Below are 22,608 nucleotides of genomic sequence, written 5' to 3'. Positions count from 1 at the left end.
TTAACGCCTGTGGAGATAGTAGGTTACGAGGTCGATGAAGCAGGAAGCCTATTGGCTTAAGACAATGGGTAGTTCACTTATGTCGTATTAAAATGTTAATTGTACCTTTTTGTATGTAAGTTATACCCCATATGAACCAAATGCTGATAATAGTGTTAAATTAATCAAAGAAGAAAATGTAGATATATATTTCTGATATATTTTTTTATAATTATATTGACGCCAAAGGTCTAGCATAGTAAACTAAAGCTATGAATGTTAGTTAATGGAGAAATTTATACATATGCAGAGATATTATAAGACAATTGCTATTATGCTTATATGTTCATTATTATTAACAGGGTGTACTACTAGAAATAGCGGACAAGAAGATGATGCCGAAGTTAAGACAAGCTATGAATTTAATGCTGATAAGTCGCAGGTATCTGAAAAGTCAAGGAGTGCATATAGTGAAAACGGATATTATTATTTAATGAATGGAATTTTATGGTTTTATGATATTAATAATAATATTGCAACAGTGGTTTGCAGTAACGCTAATTGTGAACATAAAGATGAAAACTGTAATGCATATTTGATGGATGAACATAATTATGATCCATTAGATCTTGCAGGAGTAACTGTTAAGGGGCTAGGCAATCAATTATGGTATATTGATGGATATATATACATTATTGAACGTGATGAAAGTGGAGATTATCTTGTTCAGTATGATCAGGCTTTTTTTAATCGTAAAAAAATATGCAAGATTACTGAGGATGGGGAAGTACTTGGTATGCCAAGTGTGAATGTGGAAGGAACAATGGCAATATATGATGGGTATTTATACTATTTCTCGGTAAAGCCTGTAAATGCGAATGAATTAGCAGATAATGATTATCATACGACAGTTTATTGTAAAAGAATTTCAATTGATGGGAAGTCTGCTTCAGAAACTTTAGGTTCATTTCAATTTGCGATGGATTATGATCTTTTTGGTGCAGGTTCGGGCGGAAAAGTATGTGTTAGTGAAAATGGAATATTTTATGTTGCTGGATATATAAGCAGATGGGTGTCAAAACAGAAAATTCTTAAATATAAAGTGTATGAATATAATCTGGAAACTCACGAATTTTTAACATTGGTAGATAATACATCTAATGAAAATGTTGATTTGCTTGGTGAAGCGACAGGAGAAGCAAGGTCTGTACAAAGTGGTATATGCTGTGCATATGGAGATTCCTTGTATATTGTTGGAAATGGTGGAACTGAAATTTATCGTATAAATGAGAGTGGAATTACAAGCATATATAGTGAATCATCGTGTAAATCAATTTACTCACTTGTTGCATATGATGGCTATATTTATTGTATGGAATCATTTGAAGGATCTATCAGATTAGTCAGAATGAATATGGAAGGGAAAATAAGTGGTCAGTATGTATTTGATTGTGGTAATAAGCAAAATCCTACAAGCTTAGTTATATATGGAGTAGACCAATATAATATTCTTCTTAGAATTAGAGAACAGGATGTCGAAGGATTTGTTGATAAAAACGTAAAACCTATACACGGAAATGGAGACATTGCTACATATGCAGTTTTATGTATGGCACTTAATGATGATTTGAATGGAAATATTCAAGTGATTAGCAGTTATGGTAATTAGTTTCAAGGCGGGTGCTATTTATGTATCCGCCTTAAGTTTAAATAAGAGGGGGTATATATGGAGTTATTAAGAGTATTTAATAAGAAACGATTATGTATTTTTGGATTAATGATTATATTAAATGCGGTATTATTCATTATGGGGAACAAAATTAGTGAACAGGAGATTATTTATAGGGATCTGGTTAATAGCTATAATGACAATATAAGCATTACAGAGATGTCTAAAAATTATTTACAAGAAAATCCACAAGTCAGTGATGAAGATTTTAAAGAGGCAAGAAAAATATTTTTAGAACGTCTTGATTATGTGAAGAATTATAAGGAGAGAACACAAAACAGTATAGATAAAATAAAAGATGTTCAAAAAAGTTCATTATTTTCTCAAAAAAACAGCAGGTCATATCTGGAATTAATAAAGTCAAAAAATGATTTGACAAAAGCATTGGGATATGAAGTGAAATTAGATAATGATTTATGGCTTATGAAGATTAAAGACTATAAATATATTTATTGGTTTACAGGTATCGGTTGTTTAGTTGTTATATTCAGCTTTTTTAATGAAAAAGAAAATGGTGGGATGATAATTTATGCTTCCAGAAATGGAAGATTGAAGTTATTGATAAAGAGAATATTTATATTGCTGCTGTTTATATTTACATTTGTAATTGTTAATTATGGTGTTATATCAAGTATAGCATTGTTTAGATATGGTGGTATAGAAAATGTATTTAATAGCGCGGCATCATCTTTGGAGTTACAGTTATGTTCATATGGCGCAAATAGAATGTTGTATTTGTTGATTGTGTGTATTCAGAATACATTTGCTTTTTTTGCTTGGGCTGTTATGATGTGGGGAATATTAAACCTGTTTAAAAATAAGAATGTTGGAATAGTTGCTGTTATTATAATTAACCTCATTGAAATGTTATTATATAGATTAATTGATGTTAAAAGTATTTATAGATTTCTTAGATATTTTAATTTATATAATATATTTGAGGGGAATAATATATGGTTTAAGAATGATAACTGGGGATATAATTCATTTATTATGGATTCAAAGGAATCACAATATATAATAAGCGGTATTATTATATTTGCAGGCTGCATTTTATTAATATATACATATATTAAAAAACATCCTTGTGATTCTACAGGTATTATAGAGAAGGTAGTGGAGAAGCTGATGTGTCGTATAAGGTATATAGAATCAAAGCTGCCGGTTTTTTATTTTGAATTGAAGAAAGTTATATTATATCAGAAAACTATAATTGTTATGGTTTTCATAGCAATAATACTTTTAAATATTAATTATGGAACAAGACTTAAATATGACATAAAGAATAGTGCGATGTATTCATTTTGTGAAGAACATAAAATGGATTCAACAGACGAGCTTAAGAATTGTAAAGAACAGTTAAAAATAGAAAATACTGATACAGATAGTTCGGATTTTAATAAAAAGTTTAACGAGGAATTAACACAAGAAAAAATAAATTATTTGCAGTACATAATTGATAAAAAGGAAAATGGTTTTAATGTATCAACGGTAAGCCAGTATAAGTATGAAAGTCCATTTTTTAAAAGACAGTTCTTTAATCAGGAAATAATAGCATTATTATTGACTGTTTTAGGATTATATCTTAATGCGGGTCTGATTTCATTTGAAAAAAAGAATAATATGATTATGAATATAAGAGCCTGTAAGGAAAGAAAAAGGTGGCTTATAAAAAAGGCTGTAATTAATTGTGTAATACTTTCTGGTATCGCGTGTCTGGTATATATCTGCTATTATAATAAATTATTTAATATATATGAGATAAATGACTTAAGTGTAGGAATACATAGTATACAGGCATTTTCAGATTATCCATTTAATGTTTCGATATTGGGAGTGGTTGTGCTGGATATTTTATATAAAATTGTATTAATTAATTCAGTAGCGGTTTTTAGTTATGTAACAACAGGATTGTTTAGTTATCAGGTGAGTTTTTTAGTCAGCCTGATTGTTCTTATTCCATCAATATTGGATTTAATAGGTGTAAAATTATTTTCGTATTTATCAGTTATTAAGCTTATTTCATTTTTTTATTATTGGAAAGCTTCATACGCTGTTGTAATGTTTGGTGGAGTATTAACATTGATGATAATTGCTATAATGGTTATTGTTTATGTATTAGGAGGGGAATATGGAATTAATTCTAAATAATTTAAGAAAAACATATGGAACAGTACAGGCACTTAAAGGGATTAGTTATACCTTTAAGCCAGGCATATATGGAATATTAGGGGCTAACGGAGCAGGTAAGTCTACGATGATAAATCTGATTACGGATAATGTGTCAAGAGATAAGAAAAATGGTGGAAGTATTTTATATAATGAGTGCGACGGCTTTGAAAAACAAGGAGAAAGTGTACAAGGAACAGATATTCTTAAATTAGGTAAAAGTTTTAGAGCAATTGTAGGATATATGCCACAGCAACAGGGGTTTTATGAAGATTTTTCCCCAAGAGCATTTCTTAAGTATATGGCAGAGATTAAAGGAATAAAGAAAATAAACACGATTGATGAAAATGGAAATGCTGTAATTAAAACAGTTAAGCAGCAGATAGATGAACTTATTGAAATAGTTAATTTAACCAATGTGGCAGATAAGAAAATAGGCGGCTTTTCTGGTGGTATGAAACAAAGGGTACTTCTTGCACAGGCACTTCTGGGTGATCCAAAGATACTTATACTTGATGAACCAACAGCAGGACTTGACCCGAAGGAAAGGATAAATATTAGAAATTACATAGCAGAGTTAAGTAAGGATAAAATTATACTATTTGCAACACATGTCGTAAGTGATATAGAATGTATTGCAGATTGTGTATTGTTGCTAAAAAAGGGGGAGATAATTGCGCAGGGCACACCAATTGAACTTATAGAAGCAATGTCAGGAAAGGTTGGAGAGATAAAATGCTGTATTGATGAAGTTGAAATGCTTCAAAATAAATATAAGATAGGCAATATAAGGCAAAGAAAAGAGGGGCTTGCTCTCAGAATAGTGGGTGATGAATTACCAGAGGAAGCAGTTATTACAGACAGTGATATTGATTTAGAAGATGTATATTTATACTATTTTGAGTAGGGTGAGGTGAGTGAATATAAATATCAATAAATTTATTGAAAATAATACTCACATTGATAAAGATGAAAAAGCAATAGTAAAATTTGGAATAGATATGATGATATCAACAATTATGGCATTTATAACAGCTATTATAATATCAGCCGTTCTAGGAATGTTAAAAGAAGGTATCGTATTTCTAATTTCAATTATTGTGTTGAGACAATATGCTGGAGGTTATCATACGAATAGCCAGAGGTCGTGTGCAGTTTTATCGTGTGTAATATACTCAGCAGGATTAATGGTCATTAAAAGCTATAAAATATATAATGGTGTTCAAATAGCAATTTGTATTGTTTCAGTACTTATAATATATTTTTTAGCACATGTTGATAATGCTAATAATGAATTAACAAAATCAGAGAGAAAATATCTTCGTAATAAAGTGAGAATTTTTTTGAGTAGTGAAGTAGTAATATTTGTGCTATTATTAATTAAAGCTAATGAATATTGGAGTGGAATAATTGCAATTTCAATGATGATTGTTGCAATTTTAGTATTGGCTGGGTTTATTGAAAATAGGATTAGGGGATAAAAAAGAATGATTTATCAGATAGGCATATGTGATGATGAGAATTCAACGTGTTCAGAATTAGAAAATATTTTAATTGATTATTTTAAGGTATCAGGTCTGAATGTTCAGGTAAATGTATGGAATTGTGCAGAAGATTTTATGAGAGATGTTCCTTTAAAAGTAAAAGTGGATTTATTATTTCTTGATATAGAGTTGCCGAATTATAATGGAATTTATGTAGGAGAATATATACGCAATGATATAAATAATTATGCTATGCACATAATATATGTTTCATCAAAAACTAATTATGCAATGGAATTGTTTAAAATTCATCCATATGATTTTATAATTAAACCTATTGATAAAGAAAAGGTTATTAAGAATGTTTCAAAGTTATTGGAATTGGATGAACAAGACAATAATTATTTTGTGTATGAATACAATAGAATAAAAAATAAAATTCATTATGGAGATATTGTGTATTTTGAAAGCGACAGAAAGCATATAAAAATAATATGTAGTGATGGAACAGAGAGAATATTTGTTGGAAAGTTAGTAGAACTTATAGACAAGCTTCCGTTTAATTATGTTATGGTTGCACAGTCGTTCATAATTAATGTAAGGCATATAAGAATGTTTAAAAAGGATTCTTGTATAATGGATAATGGGGATTGTATCAATATTGGAAGAAAATACAAAGATGCTTTTAATATAAAAATGATAGAATATAACAAACGTGGAGGTAATGGATGATGCAATTAGAGGATGTTGTTGTATCTGGAGTTACTGAATTTGTGAGAATATATATTATTTTGGAATGTTTTAAAATATTTTTAAATGTACATTCTTTAAGACGAAATATTATAAGTTGTGTTATTACATATATTATTACATTATTAAGTTATCTGGTGTTTCATAATGTTTTGGTTAATTTAATAGTTACAGTTGCAGGAATAATATTTTTATCTGGTAGTTTTAGAGGAAAGTTCCAGAAAAAATTATTATTAAGTATAATGCTTTATGCAATTATGTTTGTAATAGATTTGTTAGCTTCTTTTTTATTATATGAAGCACCGGATTCTAATAATTATGATATTGTCAGTTCATTTATTTCTGTATTGTTTTTTTATATAGTTGTAATAGGAATTAAAAATGCTTTTAAGGGAAAAGGCAGGATTGATTTGTCAGGACAATGGTATTTATTGTTATATTCGGCATTATTAAGTATTGCAGTATTGTATGTTGTATATAAGGATATGGTGGTTTCAAGAATTGCGGTGCTTACAATCAGTATTATTATATTGAGCTTTAATTTGATGTTATATATTTTTTATATGTCTATGCTTGACCGTTTTCTATATGAAAGAGAAAATCTTGAATTAAAACAGCAGATGAATATATACGAACGTCAGATAAGAAGTGATATTGAAAACAATAGAAAAATCAGGACGATAAAGCATGATATGAAACACCATATAAGAGAAATAAATGATTTGCTTATGAAGGATAAAATTCAGCAGGCAAAAGATTATTTGCATCAGATAAGTGATGATATTATAAATGCACAAAATATATATAATACAGGTAATGAAGCCTTCGATGGAATTCTAAATTTTTATGCTGAAAAATATATGAATAAGTCCCTTGAACTGGCTGTGTCAGTTGCAATACCAGAAAATCTTGAAATAAACATATATGATGTAAATATTATACTTGGTAATCTGCTTGATAATGCATTGGAAAATGCATTGGATAATTCAAAAGTAAGTATGGATATTAAATATACTGCGGGAATGATACATATTTCTATGTCCAATTTATATGATGGCAGTATAAACAAGATTGATGGACATATCATAAGTAAAAAGGATGATAAGGATAATCATGGCTATGGTCTGGATAGTATAAAAAGAATCGTTGATAAATATGATGGCTCAATGATTAAATCATATGAAAATGGGCAATTTGAAGTTGATATTATTATATATTTAGAATAATGAAAATATAATAAAAATATTATTGACGGTATTATTTTGAGATTGTATATATCTGGATAAATCTTACATAATTTAGTAATTAAACAGACTAAACATTGAATACCGAACATACCAGACAATAAACCGAGGGTGGCGGCACAGGGGCAGTGTTTTGGTCATACTTAAAAGGAAAGTCTTAGAAACAGCCAATTCGCCTTTTTGGTGACCAAGGCACTGCCCCTGTGCCGCCACCCTCGGCTTATTGTCGTTCGTATGACATTTTTATAAGAAAGTAATAGAAAATCTACATTTCAAAGTATCCAATATCACCCTTCCGGCGGATTACCACCAGGCACAATCTGCTTATATATAAGCTCGCAATCCTGTCTTGTAAACTGTATTCCTGCCTGCTTAGCCTTCTGGCTTAATGCAAATATAAGCGGAACGATTTCTTCTTTATTCTTACCTTTGGAAAGAGTTTTGAATTCATTTAAAAGCAGTTGTTTGCGAAAATCATTTTCTGACATATAAATCTCCATTTCTGATTGAGAATAATAATTACAAATATAAATATGTAAGACAAAAGTCATTTATAACAGTTAATTATTATTGGAACTTCCATAATTATTGCCATCATTAAAGTCCAGCTTATCAAGCTGTTTAATATATTCATTGTACATATCCTTCTGCGAAGAATTAAGTATATTATTAATGTTTATATTGTTAAATCCACCAGAGCCAGTGTTATTATTAAAATTACTAAATTCAGAATTATCATTAGAATTATTATTGTTAAATTCATTAGAACTGGCATTGTTAAAACCGCTTGAATTAACATTATTAAAGCTGTTATCCCCTGAGGCATTATTAAACATATCCATCATGCCTAACATATCAGACATTTTGGAAAAGTTCCGGTAAGTGTTTATTAACTGTTCAATGTTGTCTGGGCAGTAAGCCATAATGGTTTTCATAATAGCTTCATTATTTAATATATCATTCAAGGAAGTGTTAGCATTTATTCCTGAGCTATTACTACATGTTTTAAATGTGTTACAGCTATAGGGAGAGTTGTAGAAGCTTAATGTGTGTTTTAATTCATTTGCCCTTATAAGCATAGAGAGCTTTTTTTGCATACCGTATTCCATAAAAGGAATGAGGGCTTTAAATAATTGAAGGTAGTCGGGTAGGGTAAGAATATCAAATTCAGTAACAGGTAATTGTTTCGCCATTCAATCCTCGATTCCTGCGACAAACGCAATATATAATGTGTGTCTAATAGACTTGTTTTAGTATATTCATTAAAATACCAAGATATGAGGCTGTATCCGTAGAATTTAAAATGACGGAATACAGCCTCATTAAATAGACATAAAAGATAATATCAGCAACTGATGTTGATAATTGCTTTTATTCTGCAACTGTATATAAAATGTTATATTTTATAGCAGTTATTAGCAGATATAATCATTGCTGGGAGTCAGCCGCTATTAGCAGCCACAGCCGTTGTTGCAGCCACAGCCATTGTTACAGCCACCAAAGCCTAATGCATTACCGCCATCGCAGCCACATAAGCATAAAAGGCAGATGAGCCAGATGCAGTTATTGTTGCCACAGCCATTACCACAGCCGTAGCCATTTCCGTCAAATAGAAGTAAAAGAATTATGAGCCAGATGATGTTGTTGCCACATCCGCAATCTCCACATCCATTACATCCGCCACAGTTAGTTGCTGCTAAATCACTCATAAATAATCCTCCGATAAAACATTTACAATACAATAATATGTGGCAGGGCTTGTTTGTGTTACTTATTTTTTCGTGAATATTGCAATATTTTTAAAATTATTATATCATTAAGTTTGTGTTGTTATTTAACACATAAGTGGCTACGAAGTAGTCTGTTATATAAGACAATAGTATGTGCCAGTGTACATACTAATCGTGCAGATATTGTCCTTGGTTTGGACATAAGAATGGAGATTATTATGAAAATATCAGTAATTATCCCATCACTTAACCCTGATGATAAGCTTGTAAGTGTTGTTGATTCACTTGTTAAGAAGGGATTCGAAGATATTATAATTGTTAATGATGGAAGTGATTCGGCACATTTATGGCCATTTGAGAAGGTTGGCAGTTACAGCCAGTGTACAATACTTACCCATGAGGTTAATAAGGGTAAGGGCAGAGGCTTAAAGACGGCATTTGAATACTGCCTTAAGAACAGACAGGGATATGATGGCGTTGTAACAGTAGATGGAGATAACCAGCATAGGGCAGATGATATATATAACTGTTGTGAGGCTATGGTAAAGAATGACAAGGTTGTTCTTGGAGTAAGACGTTTTGATGGAGAAGATGTTCCGTTTAAGAGCCGGTTTGGTAACAATATGACAAGTATGGTATTCAAAGTTATGTGTGGACTTAATATTTCAGATACACAGACTGGTTTGAGGGCTATTCCATACCGTTATCTTGATACATTTTGTAATATTGAGGGCGAGAGATTCGAGTATGAAACAACTATGCTGCTTGAATTTAAGAAGTCGGATATTCAATTTATGGAAGTGCCAATTGAGACAGTGTATATAGAAGATAATGCATCAACACATTTTAATCCGGTTAAGGACTCAATAAAGATATATAAGGTTATATTCAAGTATTCATTTTCACCAACAGTTGTTAAATATATATTAAGCTCATTGGCATCGTGGGTTATAGATAATTTAATATTTAATTTACTTGAATTTTTTCTTTTTGCGTTTACAATATCAATAAGACTGTTATTTAGTACGGTAGCCGCAAGAATTATATCGTCAATATTTAATTTCACGATGAACAGACGTCTTGTGTTTAAATCAGACAAAGATGTCAAGTCATCTATGGTCAGATATTACATATTATGGGCGTGTCAGCTTATGGCATCATATCTTCTTGTATACATCTTTACAAGATTATTAGTGCTTGGCAGTGTGGCTGTCGCATTTACAAAGATAATTGTTGATTTATGCTTATTTGTAATAAGCTACAACATACAGAAAAAATGGGTGTTTAAATAATTAGACACGAATTACATCAATAGAAATGAGGATAATAATGAAGAATAACGTACTTAAGTGGCTAGGAAGAGTTGGAGCTACGCTTTTAACTACTATCGTAATTCTTGTAGTTGGTCTTTATCTTGTTATGGCTATGCTTGCGTGGGGACCTTCTACATTTGCTAAGAAGCAGTTTATATTATCGCTTCAGGAGACAGGAGAGCTTGGTTTTATGGCTAACTGGTTCTGTTCACAGGAAGAGATTGATATGATTAAAGAGGAGAATTCAGTTAAGGATACTACTGATATAACTGATTCAAGCCTTGTTGTAATCGGACAGGATTCATCTAGTGATGAAGAAGACCTTTATGTTGTTGATGTAAAGGCTGGAACATATAGCGGTAAGCTTATGGTTGTCAAAGATCCTTCAAGATTATTTGTAGGAACAGTACCAGAATTCAAGCTTGAAAAGGGCTGGACAGTTGCTGAGATAGCACAGAGATATGATGCACTAGCAGGTATCAATGGTGGAGAATTCGTTGACTCAACACCACAGACAGCTATGCCAATCGGACTTGTTATGGTAGATGGCAATATATTAAAGGGCGATTCATCTACAATGTACCACGTTACAGGAATAACATTTGATAACAAGCTTGTAATGGGTAATATGACATCATCTAAGGCTGTAGAGCTTGGAATAAGAGATTGTGTCAATGTAAGCAGTGATATAGGTCCATTTCTTATAATTAACGGTGAACCACAGGACGTTGATGGTGTTGGTGGAGGACTTAATCCACGAACAGCAATAGGACAGAGAGCTGACGGAGCTATTCTTCTTCTTGTCGTAGACGGAAGACAGGCTACAAGCCTTGGTGCATCGTTCTCAGATTTACAGGATATTATGCTTCAGTACGGTGCTGTAAATGCGTCAGCTATGGATGGTGGTACATCAACACAGATGTATTATAATGGTGAGGTTATTAATAAGCCATATTCACCAACAGGACCAAGAACACTTCCAACAGCATTTTTGATTAAATAATTACACGGAGATGAGAAGAATGTCAGAGAATAATAATAATGGAAAGAAGAATTTTTTTAAGAGATTATCAGGATTTAAGAAGTTTCTTGTGATATATGCCTCTGCACTGGTAGTGATTATTGCTGTTGCGTTAGTGCTTTTATACGGGTTATTAAAGGATTACGAGGCTGGCAGGCCAGCCAATACTATGGATAAGCTTGTATCACATATTGAAGCAGGGAATGTAGGCAAATGGATTAAGGATGCAGGTATCCTTGGAGAGTTCGAGACAGAAGATATTGTATCAGATTATTTTAAGGATACATTTGCTGATAAGGAAGTAAGCTATAAGAAGAAGGCAGGAGAATATACAGAGAACAATCCGGTATATATTCTTTATGCTGATGATAAGAAGATAGCCAATGTTACTCTTACAGAGAAGAAAAAGAACGCTCATAAGTTCACAGAGTGGAAGTTAGCTTCTATAGACTTTAATGTAGACTCTAAGACTAAGAATACAGAACATTCAGTTAAAATTACAGCACCTAAGAATAGTGAAGTGACAATTAACGGAGTTAAGGTATCATCTGATTATATTACAGGTGAGGCAGATGTAAGCCTTTGCAAGCACGTTGGAGATTATGTTACTACACCAGTTGATGATGTATACAATATTAACGGAATGTTTGCCAAGCCAGAGGTTAAGGTTACCTATAATGGCAAAGAGCTTGATACTGAATATGTTAAAGATGGATATGAGGCATATTATCCATCAGATGATGAGCTTCTTTCAAGCGAGAAGAGCCATATATTAACAGTTGCTGAGAATTACGGCAAATATATGATTAACAGAGGAAGCTTAAGTACTCTTTCAAGCTATATGATTGGTAATGCCAAGGAATATATGAGTGATATTCCGGCTATCGATGTATATCTGATAGGAAGAACTTTTACATATGATATTACTGACGAGAATGTAAGTAACTTTAGAAAATATTCAGATGACTGTTATTCGTGTGATGTAGATTACAATCTTAATGTAAAATGGTCATCAGGAAGTACAACATACAATATTTCTTTAACATATGTGTTTGTTAAGCAGAATGACAAGTGGATGTTAGCTGATTTTTCTATAAGATAATTATAGATAAGATAATTATAAACAACAGACATATATAGCAGGAAATAACAATGCGCTGTCAGCGCAGGAATGGAGAAAGTTATGTCACAGGATAATAAGCGCAATTTTATATTACATGGTTCCATACTTGCTATGGCTGGAATTTTTGTAAGAATAATTGGAATGGTTTATAGAATTCCGGTGCTTAATATAATTGGAAGTGAAGGTAATGGTATATATGTAACGGCATATAATGTATATAACATAATACTTGTGCTGTCATCATATGGACTTCCGATGGCTGTTTCAAAGCTGATTTCTGCAAGGTTTACTAAAAGAAGATATAAGAATGCGGCGAAGGTATTAAGATGTTCGCTGACAGTCGGTGCGTTTACTGGTGGTGTTGCGGCACTGCTTGTATACTTTGGTGCTGATTTTATAGAAAATGTTATATATGGCGGGGGTGTACCTGGTCTTGCAATACCATTAAGAGTATTAGCCCCAACCATATTTATAGTTGCATTATTAGGTGTATTAAGAGGTTTCTTTCAGGGACAGGGAACTATGATTCCAACGGCTGTTTCACAGATTATAGAACAGCTTGTCAATGCAGGTGTTAGTATAGCTGCAGGTTATATGCTTATGAAAGCATACAGTAGTGCTTCTAATGCTTCTGCTTATGGAGCGGCAGGAAGTACACTTGGTACAGCTATGGGTGCTCTTACTGCACTTGTATTCTTTATATTTCTGTATCTTATATACAGACCTACATTTATGCGTATGGTTGCTAAAGATAAGAGTGTTACAAGGCAGGATACTAACAGGTACATTTATAAGACAATTATAATTACAATGGTTCCTATTATATTAAGCCAGACGTTTTATCAGATTAGTGCCTTAATAGATGATGTAATGTTTAGTAATATAATGATGACAAGAAATATATCGAAAAATATATCAATGGATCTTGGTAACTTTGGTTCAAGTTATACACTGCTTATAAGTATACCGCAGGGTATAGCGACAGCGTTATCAGCCTCGATGCTTCCAAGTATTGTAGCATCTTATACAGAAGATGATTATGACAGTATATATTCAAAGATAACAAAGACTCTTAAGACTAATATGTTTATAGCGGTACCATCATTTGTTGGATTTTTTGTGATAGGTGAGCCTATTATTAAACTGCTATTTTCAAGATATGACAGCGTGCAGGGTGGGCTTATGTTAAAAATAGGTGCTATAGCTATTGTATTTTATACATTATCAACAGTTACAAGCTCAGCACTTCAGGCGGTTGACAGAGTTAAGACTCCTATGATTAATTCATTTATATCATTAGTTGTCCATATAATACTTGTGCTTGTATTGCTGGAATTTACTAATCTTGGTATATTCTCACTTGTAATAGGTAATGCTTCATTCCCTGTTATTATATTTGTGCTTAATCTTATAGCATTGTATAGAGATGAAGGATACAGGCTTCCTGTTATATCAATATTTGCAAAGCCGGTTATATGTTCAGCATTAATGGGTATATGTACACTTTTGACATATAATATAATTAATAATATTACAATGTCTAATACAATATCAGTGCTTGTGGCATTGTGTGTTGCAGCAATCACATATTTTGGACCATATGTTCTTCTTATGAAGAAGTTTAAAGATGTATTCTGATAAATGGTATTATTACAAAATAGTCTGGATATATCAGAGAGTGTTAAAATAAAATTTTGATACTCACATCATTATAGATTAATATAATTAGGAAAGAGAGGAAATAAAGTGCAGGATAAGTTTACAGATAAAGCCAAAAAAGTATTGGAACAGGCTGCATTTGCTGCTGCGGTTAATGGACACAGCTATATTGGGTCTGAACATTTGCTTTTAGGACTTATACAGGTTGAAGACAGCCTTGCATACAAGGTTTTACAGAACAATGATGTAACAGAAACTAAAGTGCTTAATCTTATATATCAGCTTATTGCACCGGATAATGCGGTAAGTGTTAAAGAACCGGCAGGCTATACTCCAAGAGTCCGTAAGATTCTTACTAACTCAATAGAGGAAGCTGCAAGATTTAAAGCTGATAAAGTAGGTACAGAACATATTCTTATTGCCATTATGAAGGAAACTGAAAGTGTTGCCTCAAGACTTCTTAATACAATGGGTGTATCAATTAAGAAGATATATACAGAGTTATTAGAGGGAATGGGCGAAGATGTATCACGTCTTAAAGAAGATTTTCAGAATGGCAGAATTAAGGCTAAGGATAAAAAGGCAACAACTATGTTAGACCAGTACAGCAGGGATTTAACAGAACTTGCCCGTAATAAAAAGCTTGACCCTGTTATAGGCAGGGAAGAGGAAATCCAGAGAGTTATCCAGATATTATCAAGAAGAACAAAGAATAATCCGTGCCTTATCGGCGAGCCCGGTGTAGGTAAGACCGCAGTTGTTGAGGGTCTTGCATTAAGAATAGTTGAAGGCGAAGTTCCATCAACTATTAAGGATAAGAGATTAGTAACACTTGATTTATCAGGTATGGTGGCTGGTTCTAAATACAGAGGTGAATTTGAAGAAAGAATTAAAAGGGTAATTGCAGAAGTAAGAAATGCAGGCAACATTTTATTATTCTTAGATGAAATTCACACAATTATTGGTGCTGGTGGTGCAGAAGGAGCTATAGATGCTTCTAATATTCTTAAGCCATCACTTGCAAGAGGAGAAATCCAGCTTATAGGTGCTACAACTCTAGAAGAATACAGAAAACATATAGAAAAAGATGCTGCATTAGAAAGAAGATTTCAGCCGGTTAAGGTGGAAGAGCCAACAGAAGATGAGGCGATTGACATACTTATGGGACTTAGACCTAAGTATGAGGAACACCATAATGTAGTTATTACAGATGATGCCGTAAGAGCGGCAGTTAAGCTTTCTAAGAGATATATCAATGACAGATTTCTTCCAGATAAGGCAATTGACCTTATAGATGAGGCTTCTTCAAGAACAAGGCTTGAAGCATTTGTTGTACCAAAGGATATTAAGAAGCTTGAAACACAGATAGATGAACTTTCAGTTAAGAAAGAGCAGGCTATTAAGTCAGAGAAATATGATGAAGCGGCTGAGCTTAAGAAACAGCAGACAAGAAAGAAGAACAGGCTTGAAAAGCTTCGCACAAGCTGGCAGGAGAGCATAGACGGCAGTGACCTTACTGTTGATGAAGAACAGATAGCTAGGACTGTGTCAATGTGGACTAAGATTCCAGTTGCCAAGATAGCAGAGGCTGAGTCAGAGAAGCTTATGAATTTGGAAAAAATGCTTCATAACAGGGTTATAGGACAGGATGAGGCGGTTACAGCAGTTGCCAAGGCTATAAGACGAGGCAGGGTAGGTTTAAAAGATCCTAACAGACCAATAGGCTCATTCTTATTCTTAGGGCCTACAGGTGTAGGTAAGACAGAACTTTCAAAGGCACTTGCTGACTGTATGTTTGGAACAGATAATTCTCTTATAAGAGTTGATATGTCTGAGTATATGGAAAAGCATACGGTGTCTAAGCTTATCGGTTCACCTCCGGGATATGTAGGATATGATGAGGGCGGACAGCTAAGTGAGAAGGTAAGAAGAAACCCTTATTCAGTTGTACTTTTTGATGAGGTTGAAAAAGCTCACCCAGATGTATTCAATGTACTTTTACAGGTGCTTGATGACGGACATATAACAGATTCAACAGGAAGGGTTGTGGACTTTAAGAATACAGTTATTATTATGACTTCCAATGCAGGTGCGGAGAATATTGTAGCACCTAAATCTTTAGGATTTACTTCGGAAACATCAGAGGAAAAAGAGCACGAAGATATGAAGAGCAAAGTAATGGAAGAAGTTAAGAGAATATTCCGTCCGGAATTCATTAACAGAATTGATGACATAATTGTATTCCATATGCTTAAGAAAGAACAGATTGGACAGATTGTTGATATTATGATGAGAACCGTTAATAACAGAATTATGGAGCAGATGAGTCTTTCGGTTGAACTTGATGATGAGGCTAAGGCTTATATTGTTGATAAGGGCTACGATTCTAAATATGGAGCACGTCCATTAAGAAGAACAATACAGAATGAAATAGAAGATGTTATGGCAGAGAAGATACTTGAAGGCAGTATAAAGGCTGGCAACAAAGTATTGGTAACAGTTAAGGATGGTAAACTGAACTTTAGCTGCAAACGAGGTCATAATAGAAATATTCACAAATAATACTACTAAAATACTAGCGTCATTGTACATTATGTTGTATAATGTGTGTATAGATATTCGTAATAAAACATAGGAGGACAATAATATGCCAGTAATTAATGAGTTAATTCGTTCAGAGAAGGATGGAACTCTTAGCTTTGGTAATTATAAGCTGGATACTAAGTCAAAGTTATCAGATTTTGAACATTGTGGAGATTCTTACAAGGTAAAGACATTTAAGGAGATTACGAAGCTTGAACGCAATGGTTCATTTGTATATGAATCTGTTCCTGGAACAGCTGTTATGAATTTTAAGGCTGCAGATACAGGCTTATCATTTACGGTGGAAGGAAGCGATGATGCACAGATAACAGTTGAGCTTGAAGAAGGCGCTTCTTATAATGTAACAATCAATGGAGTATCTGAGGGAACTATGGCTACTAATATGGGTGGCAAGATTGTACTTTCAGTAAGCCTTGAAGAAGGTAAGAGTGTTAGTGTAGAAGTTGTTAAAGCATAATAATACTACAATCTTTAACATTAACAGGTGTCATAATTGTAAATTTTAATAAATGCTGTGCCTGGCATAAAGTCATATATAGACCAATGCGGGGTGCAGCTTTTTTATATTTGGTATCAGAAAGAGAGGAGAAGAGAAGTGGCAAAAGCAAAAAATACGGCATTTTTTTGCAGTGAGTGTGGATATGAGTCAGCAAAATGGTTCGGGCAGTGTCCGGCGTGCAAGGCGTGGAATACATTTGTTGAAGAACCAATAGCATCTAAGTCATCGGTTAAGGGTATATCAGCAGTCAGGAAAGAAAGCACCTATAAGGATAACCATCCGGTGAGCTTAAAAGAGATTAATTCTGAAGAGAAGGAGAGAACATCAACAGGAATAGGCGAACTTGACAGAGTTCTTGGTGGTGGAATTGTGCAGGGTTCACTGGTGCTTGTAGGTGGAGATCCCGGTATTGGAAAGTCAACACTTTTGTTACAGATGTGCTATTACCTATCAGATGCAGGCAATAAGGTGCTGTATATATCCGGAGAGGAGTCGTTAAGACAGATTAAGCTAAGAGCTGAAAGGATAGGTGGATGTAACGATAACCTTAAGACGTTCTGCGAGACTAATCTTGATATTATAGAAGAGGTTCTAAAAAAAGAAATGCCACAGGTGGTTATAATTGACTCTATACAGACTATGTACAGGGAAGAAATATCTGCGGCACCTGGAAGTGTGTCACAGGTAAGGGAAAGTACATCTATTCTTATGCAGTTAGCCAAGGGACTTAATATAACGATATTTATTGTAGGACACGTTACCAAGGAAGGTGTTGTTGCAGGGCCAAGAGTGCTTGAGCATATGGTTGATACAGTGCTTTATTTTGAAGGGGACAGATATGCTTCATACAGAATATTAAGAAGTGTAAAGAACAGATTTGGGTCTACCAATGAAATTGGGGTGTTCGAGATGAGGCAGGACGGTTTAAGTGAGGTCGCCAATCCATCGGAGTATATGTTGTCTGGAAGACCAGAAGGGGCGTCAGGCTCAGTTGTAGTATGTCTTATTGAAGGCACGCGACCTCTTATGGTTGAGGTTCAGGCACTTGTGTGTGACTCTAACTTTGGTATGCCAAGGCGTACTGCTGCGGGAACGGATTATAACAGGGTTAATCTGTTGATGGCAGTCCTTGAAAAAAGGGCGGGAATGAGAATGTCCTCAAGCGATGCCTATCTTAATGTGGCAGGTGGAATAAAGGTATCTGAACCAGCACTTGATTTAGGGATAGTTATAGCACTTGTCAGTAGTTTTAAGAATAAAGAAGTTGACAGCAGAACAGTTATATTTGGTGAAGTCGGATTGTCAGGCGAGGTAAGAGCCGTAACACAGGCACAGCAGAGGGTGAATGAAGCTGTTAAGCTAGGGTTCACAACCTGCATATTACCATATGTATGCTTGAAAAATATTAAAAATAATGATAAAATTAATCTTATTGGTATACATAATGTTAACGAAGCAATTGACTTAATATAAATATACAAGAATAATATACATATTTGGAGGAAGAATATGGATAACAGTAAATTAGTAAGCGACCTGTCAAGAATTCTTGAAGGATTGGATTCATCACAGGAGCAGTTAGAAAAAGATGCTTTTGATGTAATTAATTCATCAGATACATCACTTAATCTCGTGAAAGAGAGTATTTCAAGTGTTGAGGAAATTCTTAAGATGATAACTGAACTTAATGAGATAGCAGAAGAATCAGCGGCAAGAATTAAAGAACTTGAAAAGCTTTCTAAAGACATTGAACAGTTTGCAGGCGTTATAGCATCAATATCAAGCAGAACCAATATACTTTCGCTTAATGCTTCTATTGAGGCTGCAAGAGCAGGTGAGCACGGAAGAGGCTTTGCAGTTGTTGCAAGTGAGGTGAGGAATCTTGCTGCACAGTCGGCCAAGTCATCAAAGGAGATTACAGATACAATCAATATGGTACAGCAGTCAGTTGATAAGACAGTTGGCTCTATGAAGAACATATATGAGAATTCTAACCAGCAGAAAGAAAAGGCAGATGAGATTGGTAATGTGCTTAATAAAGTTGTAGATGCGGCATACACTGCTAATGAGGTTGCAAGAAATATCGAGAACGAAATTGCATATCAGAGAGAGATTACAGATAAGGCTAAGAATGCCTTGATGTAGCTGTATTCAGGTAATCGGATTTTTAATTACATATTATTATATGAGGGAGGATTAATATATGTATCAGTGTCCGGGCTGTGGTGGAAGATTAGTCTTTGACATACCATCACAGCAGTTGATGTGTGACCATTGCGATACGAAGTATGACCCATATGCAATCAGTAAGGAACAGGATGCGGAGGAAAGTCAGGAATATGACGTTACTGTATTCAAATGTCCTAACTGTGGTGGAGAGATATTAAGTACTGATAATACTGCAGCTAATTTTTGCAGCTTTTGTGGAGCATCAACAATTCTGACAAGCAGAGTATCAAAACAGCAAAGACCAGGATATATAATACCATTTTCCAAGACTAAGGAAGACTGTAAGCAGGCTTATAAGAAAATGGTACGTCACGCGTGGTTTGCCCCTAAGGAATTAAAAGATGAGAAGTTTATAGATGGTTTCAGAGGTATATATATGCCTTATTGGACGTATTATATAACCCAGAAAGGACCAATGTGCCTAAGCGGTTCTAAAAGCCATAGACGGGGAGATTACATTTATACAGACTATTATGATATAACTGGCGATTTGGATTGCCAGTATAAGGGTCTGTCATATGATGCTTCATCGTCATTTGATGACAGTATAAGTGAGGCAATAGCACCATATGACGTTAAGAATATGAATCCATTTACTCCATCAATGCTTAGTGGATTCTATGCAGATACAGCAGATGTTGCACCGGATGTATACAGGGCTGATGCGAAAAATGTAGCTGTTGACGAGACATATTCCTATGTCAAAAGGTCAGCACATCTTGGGTCAGTGCAACTTGATAATTATCAGGGGGATATTGAGGGAAGACTTTCGACAAAGGTAGTAGCACAGGATAGAACAATGTTTCCGGTGTGGTTCTTATCATACCGTAATAAAGACAGAGTTGCATATGCGACAGTTAATGGACAGACAGGGAAGGTGGCAGCGGATCTGCCAGTATCACTTATGAGGTATTTTATAGGTTCGGTTATTCTTGCAATACCTATATTTTTAATGCTTAACAGTTCATTTACATTAAGACCTAAGACTACATTGGGGATTGCATCGATTATAGCATTATTTACAATAATTCTTTATGTATTAGAATTAAAGAAAATATACAAGAAAGACCAGCAGTTAGATGACAAGGGCAGAATGTATGCAGGTTCAGCTATTAATGCCAATGAATCACCATGGGCAAGGCGTAAGCGTGAAGACCAGCTTGCAGGCGATATAGCTGATGTTATAGACAAAGGCAGGCGTGAAGCAAGGGCATATGGACGTAAGAATAAAAGAAGAACAACAAGAACTAATATGGCAGTGGTAACTATGATAATTTCATTGGTGTGTTGTGTATTTCCTATGTTGTATGTCTATCTTCAGATGATGTCTATATTCTATGGCTCTGGAGATATTGGGGCGGGATTTTCTATAAGTGTTATATGTCTTATAACAGGTATAGTGCTTACTCTTGTTAATCATAAAACGTTTAAAATGATAACTAATAAGAAGATATCAGGTAATATAGGTTCACTTGCAGCGATGGCAATAGCCTCGGTAGTGCTGTGGATTAATCCTGTATCGGATCTATATTACTATGGTGCTGTTATAGCTGAATTAATTGCAATAATGTATACTATTATGGATTTAATCAGATATTACAATGTTCTTGCAACTAGAAAACTTCCACAGTTTGATAATTATAGTGGAGGTGATGATAATGCATAATAGAAGTATTATATGTGCTATAGATAGAAAATATACTGTTAAAGACATACATAGATGTATTCACGCAGTTATGGCGTTAACAGCAGTTGTTCTATTGCTATTAGTATTTGCGGCTTCTTTTTTACTACAGGTAAAAGCTGATGAAGAGAAGTATCAATATAATAATGTGGATACAGGATATGAGGTTGTTATAGAAGATGACGCAGACATTATAGATGAGAGTAATTATTCTTCATTGTTAGACATTATGAAACAGATAACAGTGTATGGTAATGTAATGTTAAAGACTATAGATACCAACAGCACCACTACTGAAAGTTATGTAAGAAGCCTGTACAGGGAAAAATATGGCACTGATAGTGGGACGATATTTATAATTGATATGTATAACCGTAATATCTGGATACATAGCAATGGTAATATATACAGTACAGTTACAAGCTCATACGCAGATACAATAACTGATAATGTATACAGATATGCTTCATCAAAAGACTATTATATGTGTGCATATAAGGTGTATGAGCAGGAACTCGCACTTCTTAAAGGCAGAAGAATATCACAACCAATGAAGTATATAAGCAATGCACTTCTTGCTGTTGTAGCGGCATTAATTATTAATTATGGAATTGTAAGACTATATTTAAGGAAGAAGGCACCATCAAGAAAAGATATAATGAAAGGTATATTTGCTGGAAAGGCTATTAATAATTGTCAGGTTACATACCGTTATCAGACCAGGACATATTCACCAGTACAGACAGACTCAGGCAGCAGTTCTTCCGGAGGCTCATCAGGGGGCTCATCTTCCAGTGGTTCGTCAGGTGGTGGAGGCGGAGGTGGCGGAGGTCACAGCTTCTAATATCACATTGGTGTTGTTTTATTAACAGATATTATTGATATACTGGTTTTCGGAGTTAGAGGTTAAAACTAACAACTGGAAACCGGTATTTTTATACCTATAACTAAATGGATTTTGTACTATGGTTGGTATTGTGGCAAGGAATATTAAGAAAAAAATGACTTAATTAAAAGCATTTTATAAACAAATATCGTCCAATAGCTGTCAAAATCAGTATTTATATTGCTTGGAAATGCCGTATTTTAGGGGGTTTTTAAAAAAATTGGAAAAAATTCAAAAAAATTGAAAAAAGTTGTTGACATAATACCTGGTAGGTGCTATTATAATCAAGTCGCCACGAGAGATGAGCGACACGAAAGCTTCTCAAACACAGATAAATACTGAGTTTGAAAGCAATGAACTTTGATAACTGAACAGAAAGACAACCTTGAAAATTCTTTTTAGAATTTCGAGATGAGTACGGAATTCATTAGAATTAAGTATACATCTTTTGTGAACATCATTCAAGCAATTGAATGAATCCTTAAACACAGTATAAGGAAACTAT

At 33.9% G+C, this 22,608-nt stretch carries 19 protein-coding genes; 16 read left to right on the top strand and 3 right to left on the bottom strand.

From position 1 onward, the window contains the following. Positions 1-283: 283 nt before the first annotated feature. The 6 genes from WMO42_RS13785 to WMO42_RS13760 are packed head-to-tail and all read left to right on the top strand — an operon-like array spanning position 284 to position 7,337. Positions 284-1,648 (top strand): hypothetical protein, encoded by a 1,365-nt coding sequence (locus WMO42_RS13785; protein WP_349192602.1) that lies wholly within the window; start codon positions 284-286, stop codon positions 1,646-1,648. A gap of 57 nt (positions 1,649-1,705) precedes the next feature. Then, a complete protein-coding gene (locus WMO42_RS13780) occupies positions 1,706-3,859 on the top strand; it encodes a hypothetical protein (protein WP_055307019.1) in 2,154 nt (717 codons plus the stop codon). Continuing rightward, entirely contained in the window at positions 3,840-4,784 is a 945-nt protein-coding gene (locus tag WMO42_RS13775) for an ATP-binding cassette domain-containing protein (protein WP_055307018.1), read from the top strand. The genes WMO42_RS13780 and WMO42_RS13775 overlap by 20 nt, the downstream gene beginning before the upstream one ends. A gap of 10 nt (positions 4,785-4,794) precedes the next feature. Further along, the gene (locus WMO42_RS13770; protein WP_055307017.1) at positions 4,795-5,358 is read left to right on the top strand and encodes an accessory gene regulator B family protein; all 564 of its coding nucleotides are present in this window, start codon (positions 4,795-4,797) and stop codon (positions 5,356-5,358) included. A 6-nt stretch (positions 5,359-5,364) separates the two neighbouring features. Beyond that, positions 5,365-6,093 (top strand): LytTR family DNA-binding domain-containing protein, encoded by a 729-nt coding sequence (locus tag WMO42_RS13765; RefSeq protein WP_055307016.1) that lies wholly within the window; start codon positions 5,365-5,367, stop codon positions 6,091-6,093. Continuing rightward, positions 6,090-7,337, top strand: coding sequence for a GHKL domain-containing protein (locus WMO42_RS13760; RefSeq protein WP_349192600.1), 1,248 nt, complete (start codon positions 6,090-6,092; stop codon positions 7,335-7,337). Before WMO42_RS13765 ends, WMO42_RS13760 begins: the two co-directional genes overlap by 4 nt. Before the next feature lie 305 nt (positions 7,338-7,642). Here WMO42_RS13760 and WMO42_RS13755 read toward each other — a convergent pair whose 3' ends face one another. The 3 genes from WMO42_RS13755 to WMO42_RS13745 all read right to left on the bottom strand — a co-directional run bounded on the left by WMO42_RS13755 (position 7,643) and on the right by WMO42_RS13745 (position 9,064). Beyond that, the gene (locus WMO42_RS13755; RefSeq protein WP_022503102.1) at positions 7,643-7,843 is read right to left on the bottom strand and encodes a hypothetical protein; all 201 of its coding nucleotides are present in this window, start codon (positions 7,841-7,843) and stop codon (positions 7,643-7,645) included. A gap of 72 nt (positions 7,844-7,915) precedes the next feature. Then, positions 7,916-8,290, bottom strand: a complete 375-nt coding sequence (locus WMO42_RS13750; protein ID WP_318255977.1) for a hypothetical protein — start codon at positions 8,288-8,290, stop codon at positions 7,916-7,918. 516 nt (positions 8,291-8,806) lie between these two features. Then, positions 8,807-9,064 carry a hypothetical protein gene (locus tag WMO42_RS13745; protein WP_090141287.1) on the bottom strand — a complete coding sequence of 86 codons (258 nt, stop codon included), beginning with the start codon at positions 9,062-9,064 and terminating at the stop codon, positions 8,807-8,809. 239 nt (positions 9,065-9,303) lie between these two features. On the opposite strand from WMO42_RS13745, the gene WMO42_RS13740 reads away from it, so the two are divergent. The 10 genes from WMO42_RS13740 (at position 9,304) to WMO42_RS13695 (ending at position 22,061) form a co-directional block, all read left to right on the top strand. Next, positions 9,304-10,377, top strand: a complete 1,074-nt coding sequence (locus WMO42_RS13740; RefSeq protein WP_022503099.1) for a bifunctional glycosyltransferase family 2/GtrA family protein — start codon at positions 9,304-9,306, stop codon at positions 10,375-10,377. 37 nt (positions 10,378-10,414) lie between these two features. Further along, positions 10,415-11,401 (top strand): phosphodiester glycosidase family protein, encoded by a 987-nt coding sequence (locus WMO42_RS13735; protein ID WP_022503098.1) that lies wholly within the window; start codon positions 10,415-10,417, stop codon positions 11,399-11,401. A gap of 19 nt (positions 11,402-11,420) precedes the next feature. Next, complete coding sequence (locus tag WMO42_RS13730) at positions 11,421-12,521, top strand: hypothetical protein (protein WP_022503097.1); 1,101 nt, start codon at positions 11,421-11,423, stop codon at positions 12,519-12,521. An 81-nt stretch (positions 12,522-12,602) separates the two neighbouring features. Further along, positions 12,603-14,180 (top strand): polysaccharide biosynthesis protein, encoded by a 1,578-nt coding sequence (locus WMO42_RS13725; RefSeq protein WP_349192597.1) that lies wholly within the window; start codon positions 12,603-12,605, stop codon positions 14,178-14,180. A 108-nt stretch (positions 14,181-14,288) separates the two neighbouring features. Then, complete coding sequence (locus tag WMO42_RS13720) at positions 14,289-16,763, top strand: ATP-dependent Clp protease ATP-binding subunit (protein ID WP_055175960.1); 2,475 nt, start codon at positions 14,289-14,291, stop codon at positions 16,761-16,763. A gap of 85 nt (positions 16,764-16,848) precedes the next feature. Then, positions 16,849-17,262, top strand: a complete 414-nt coding sequence (locus WMO42_RS13715) for a hypothetical protein (RefSeq protein ID WP_022503094.1) — start codon at positions 16,849-16,851, stop codon at positions 17,260-17,262. Between the two features lie 138 nt (positions 17,263-17,400). Continuing rightward, positions 17,401-18,777: a DNA repair protein RadA gene (radA, locus tag WMO42_RS13710; protein WP_090141280.1), complete on the top strand. Its 1,377-nt coding sequence runs from the start codon at positions 17,401-17,403 to the stop codon at positions 18,775-18,777. 36 nt (positions 18,778-18,813) lie between these two features. Continuing rightward, complete coding sequence (locus WMO42_RS13705; protein WP_349192594.1) at positions 18,814-19,449, top strand: methyl-accepting chemotaxis protein; 636 nt, start codon at positions 18,814-18,816, stop codon at positions 19,447-19,449. 58 nt (positions 19,450-19,507) lie between these two features. After that, positions 19,508-21,199 (top strand): hypothetical protein, encoded by a 1,692-nt coding sequence (locus WMO42_RS13700; protein WP_349192592.1) that lies wholly within the window; start codon positions 19,508-19,510, stop codon positions 21,197-21,199. After that, positions 21,192-22,061 (top strand): TPM domain-containing protein, encoded by an 870-nt coding sequence (locus tag WMO42_RS13695; protein WP_349192590.1) that lies wholly within the window; start codon positions 21,192-21,194, stop codon positions 22,059-22,061. The genes WMO42_RS13700 and WMO42_RS13695 overlap by 8 nt, the downstream gene beginning before the upstream one ends. The last annotated feature ends 547 nt before the right edge of the window (positions 22,062-22,608 follow it).

It is taken from the genome of Lachnospira sp. CLA-JM-H23 (genome assembly GCF_040096425.1).
Lineage (GTDB): Bacteria > Bacillota > Clostridia > Lachnospirales > Lachnospiraceae > Lachnospira > Lachnospira rogosae.
Note: the sequence above shows the minus strand (reverse complement) of the source record. Positions and strands in the feature narration are given on the sequence as shown.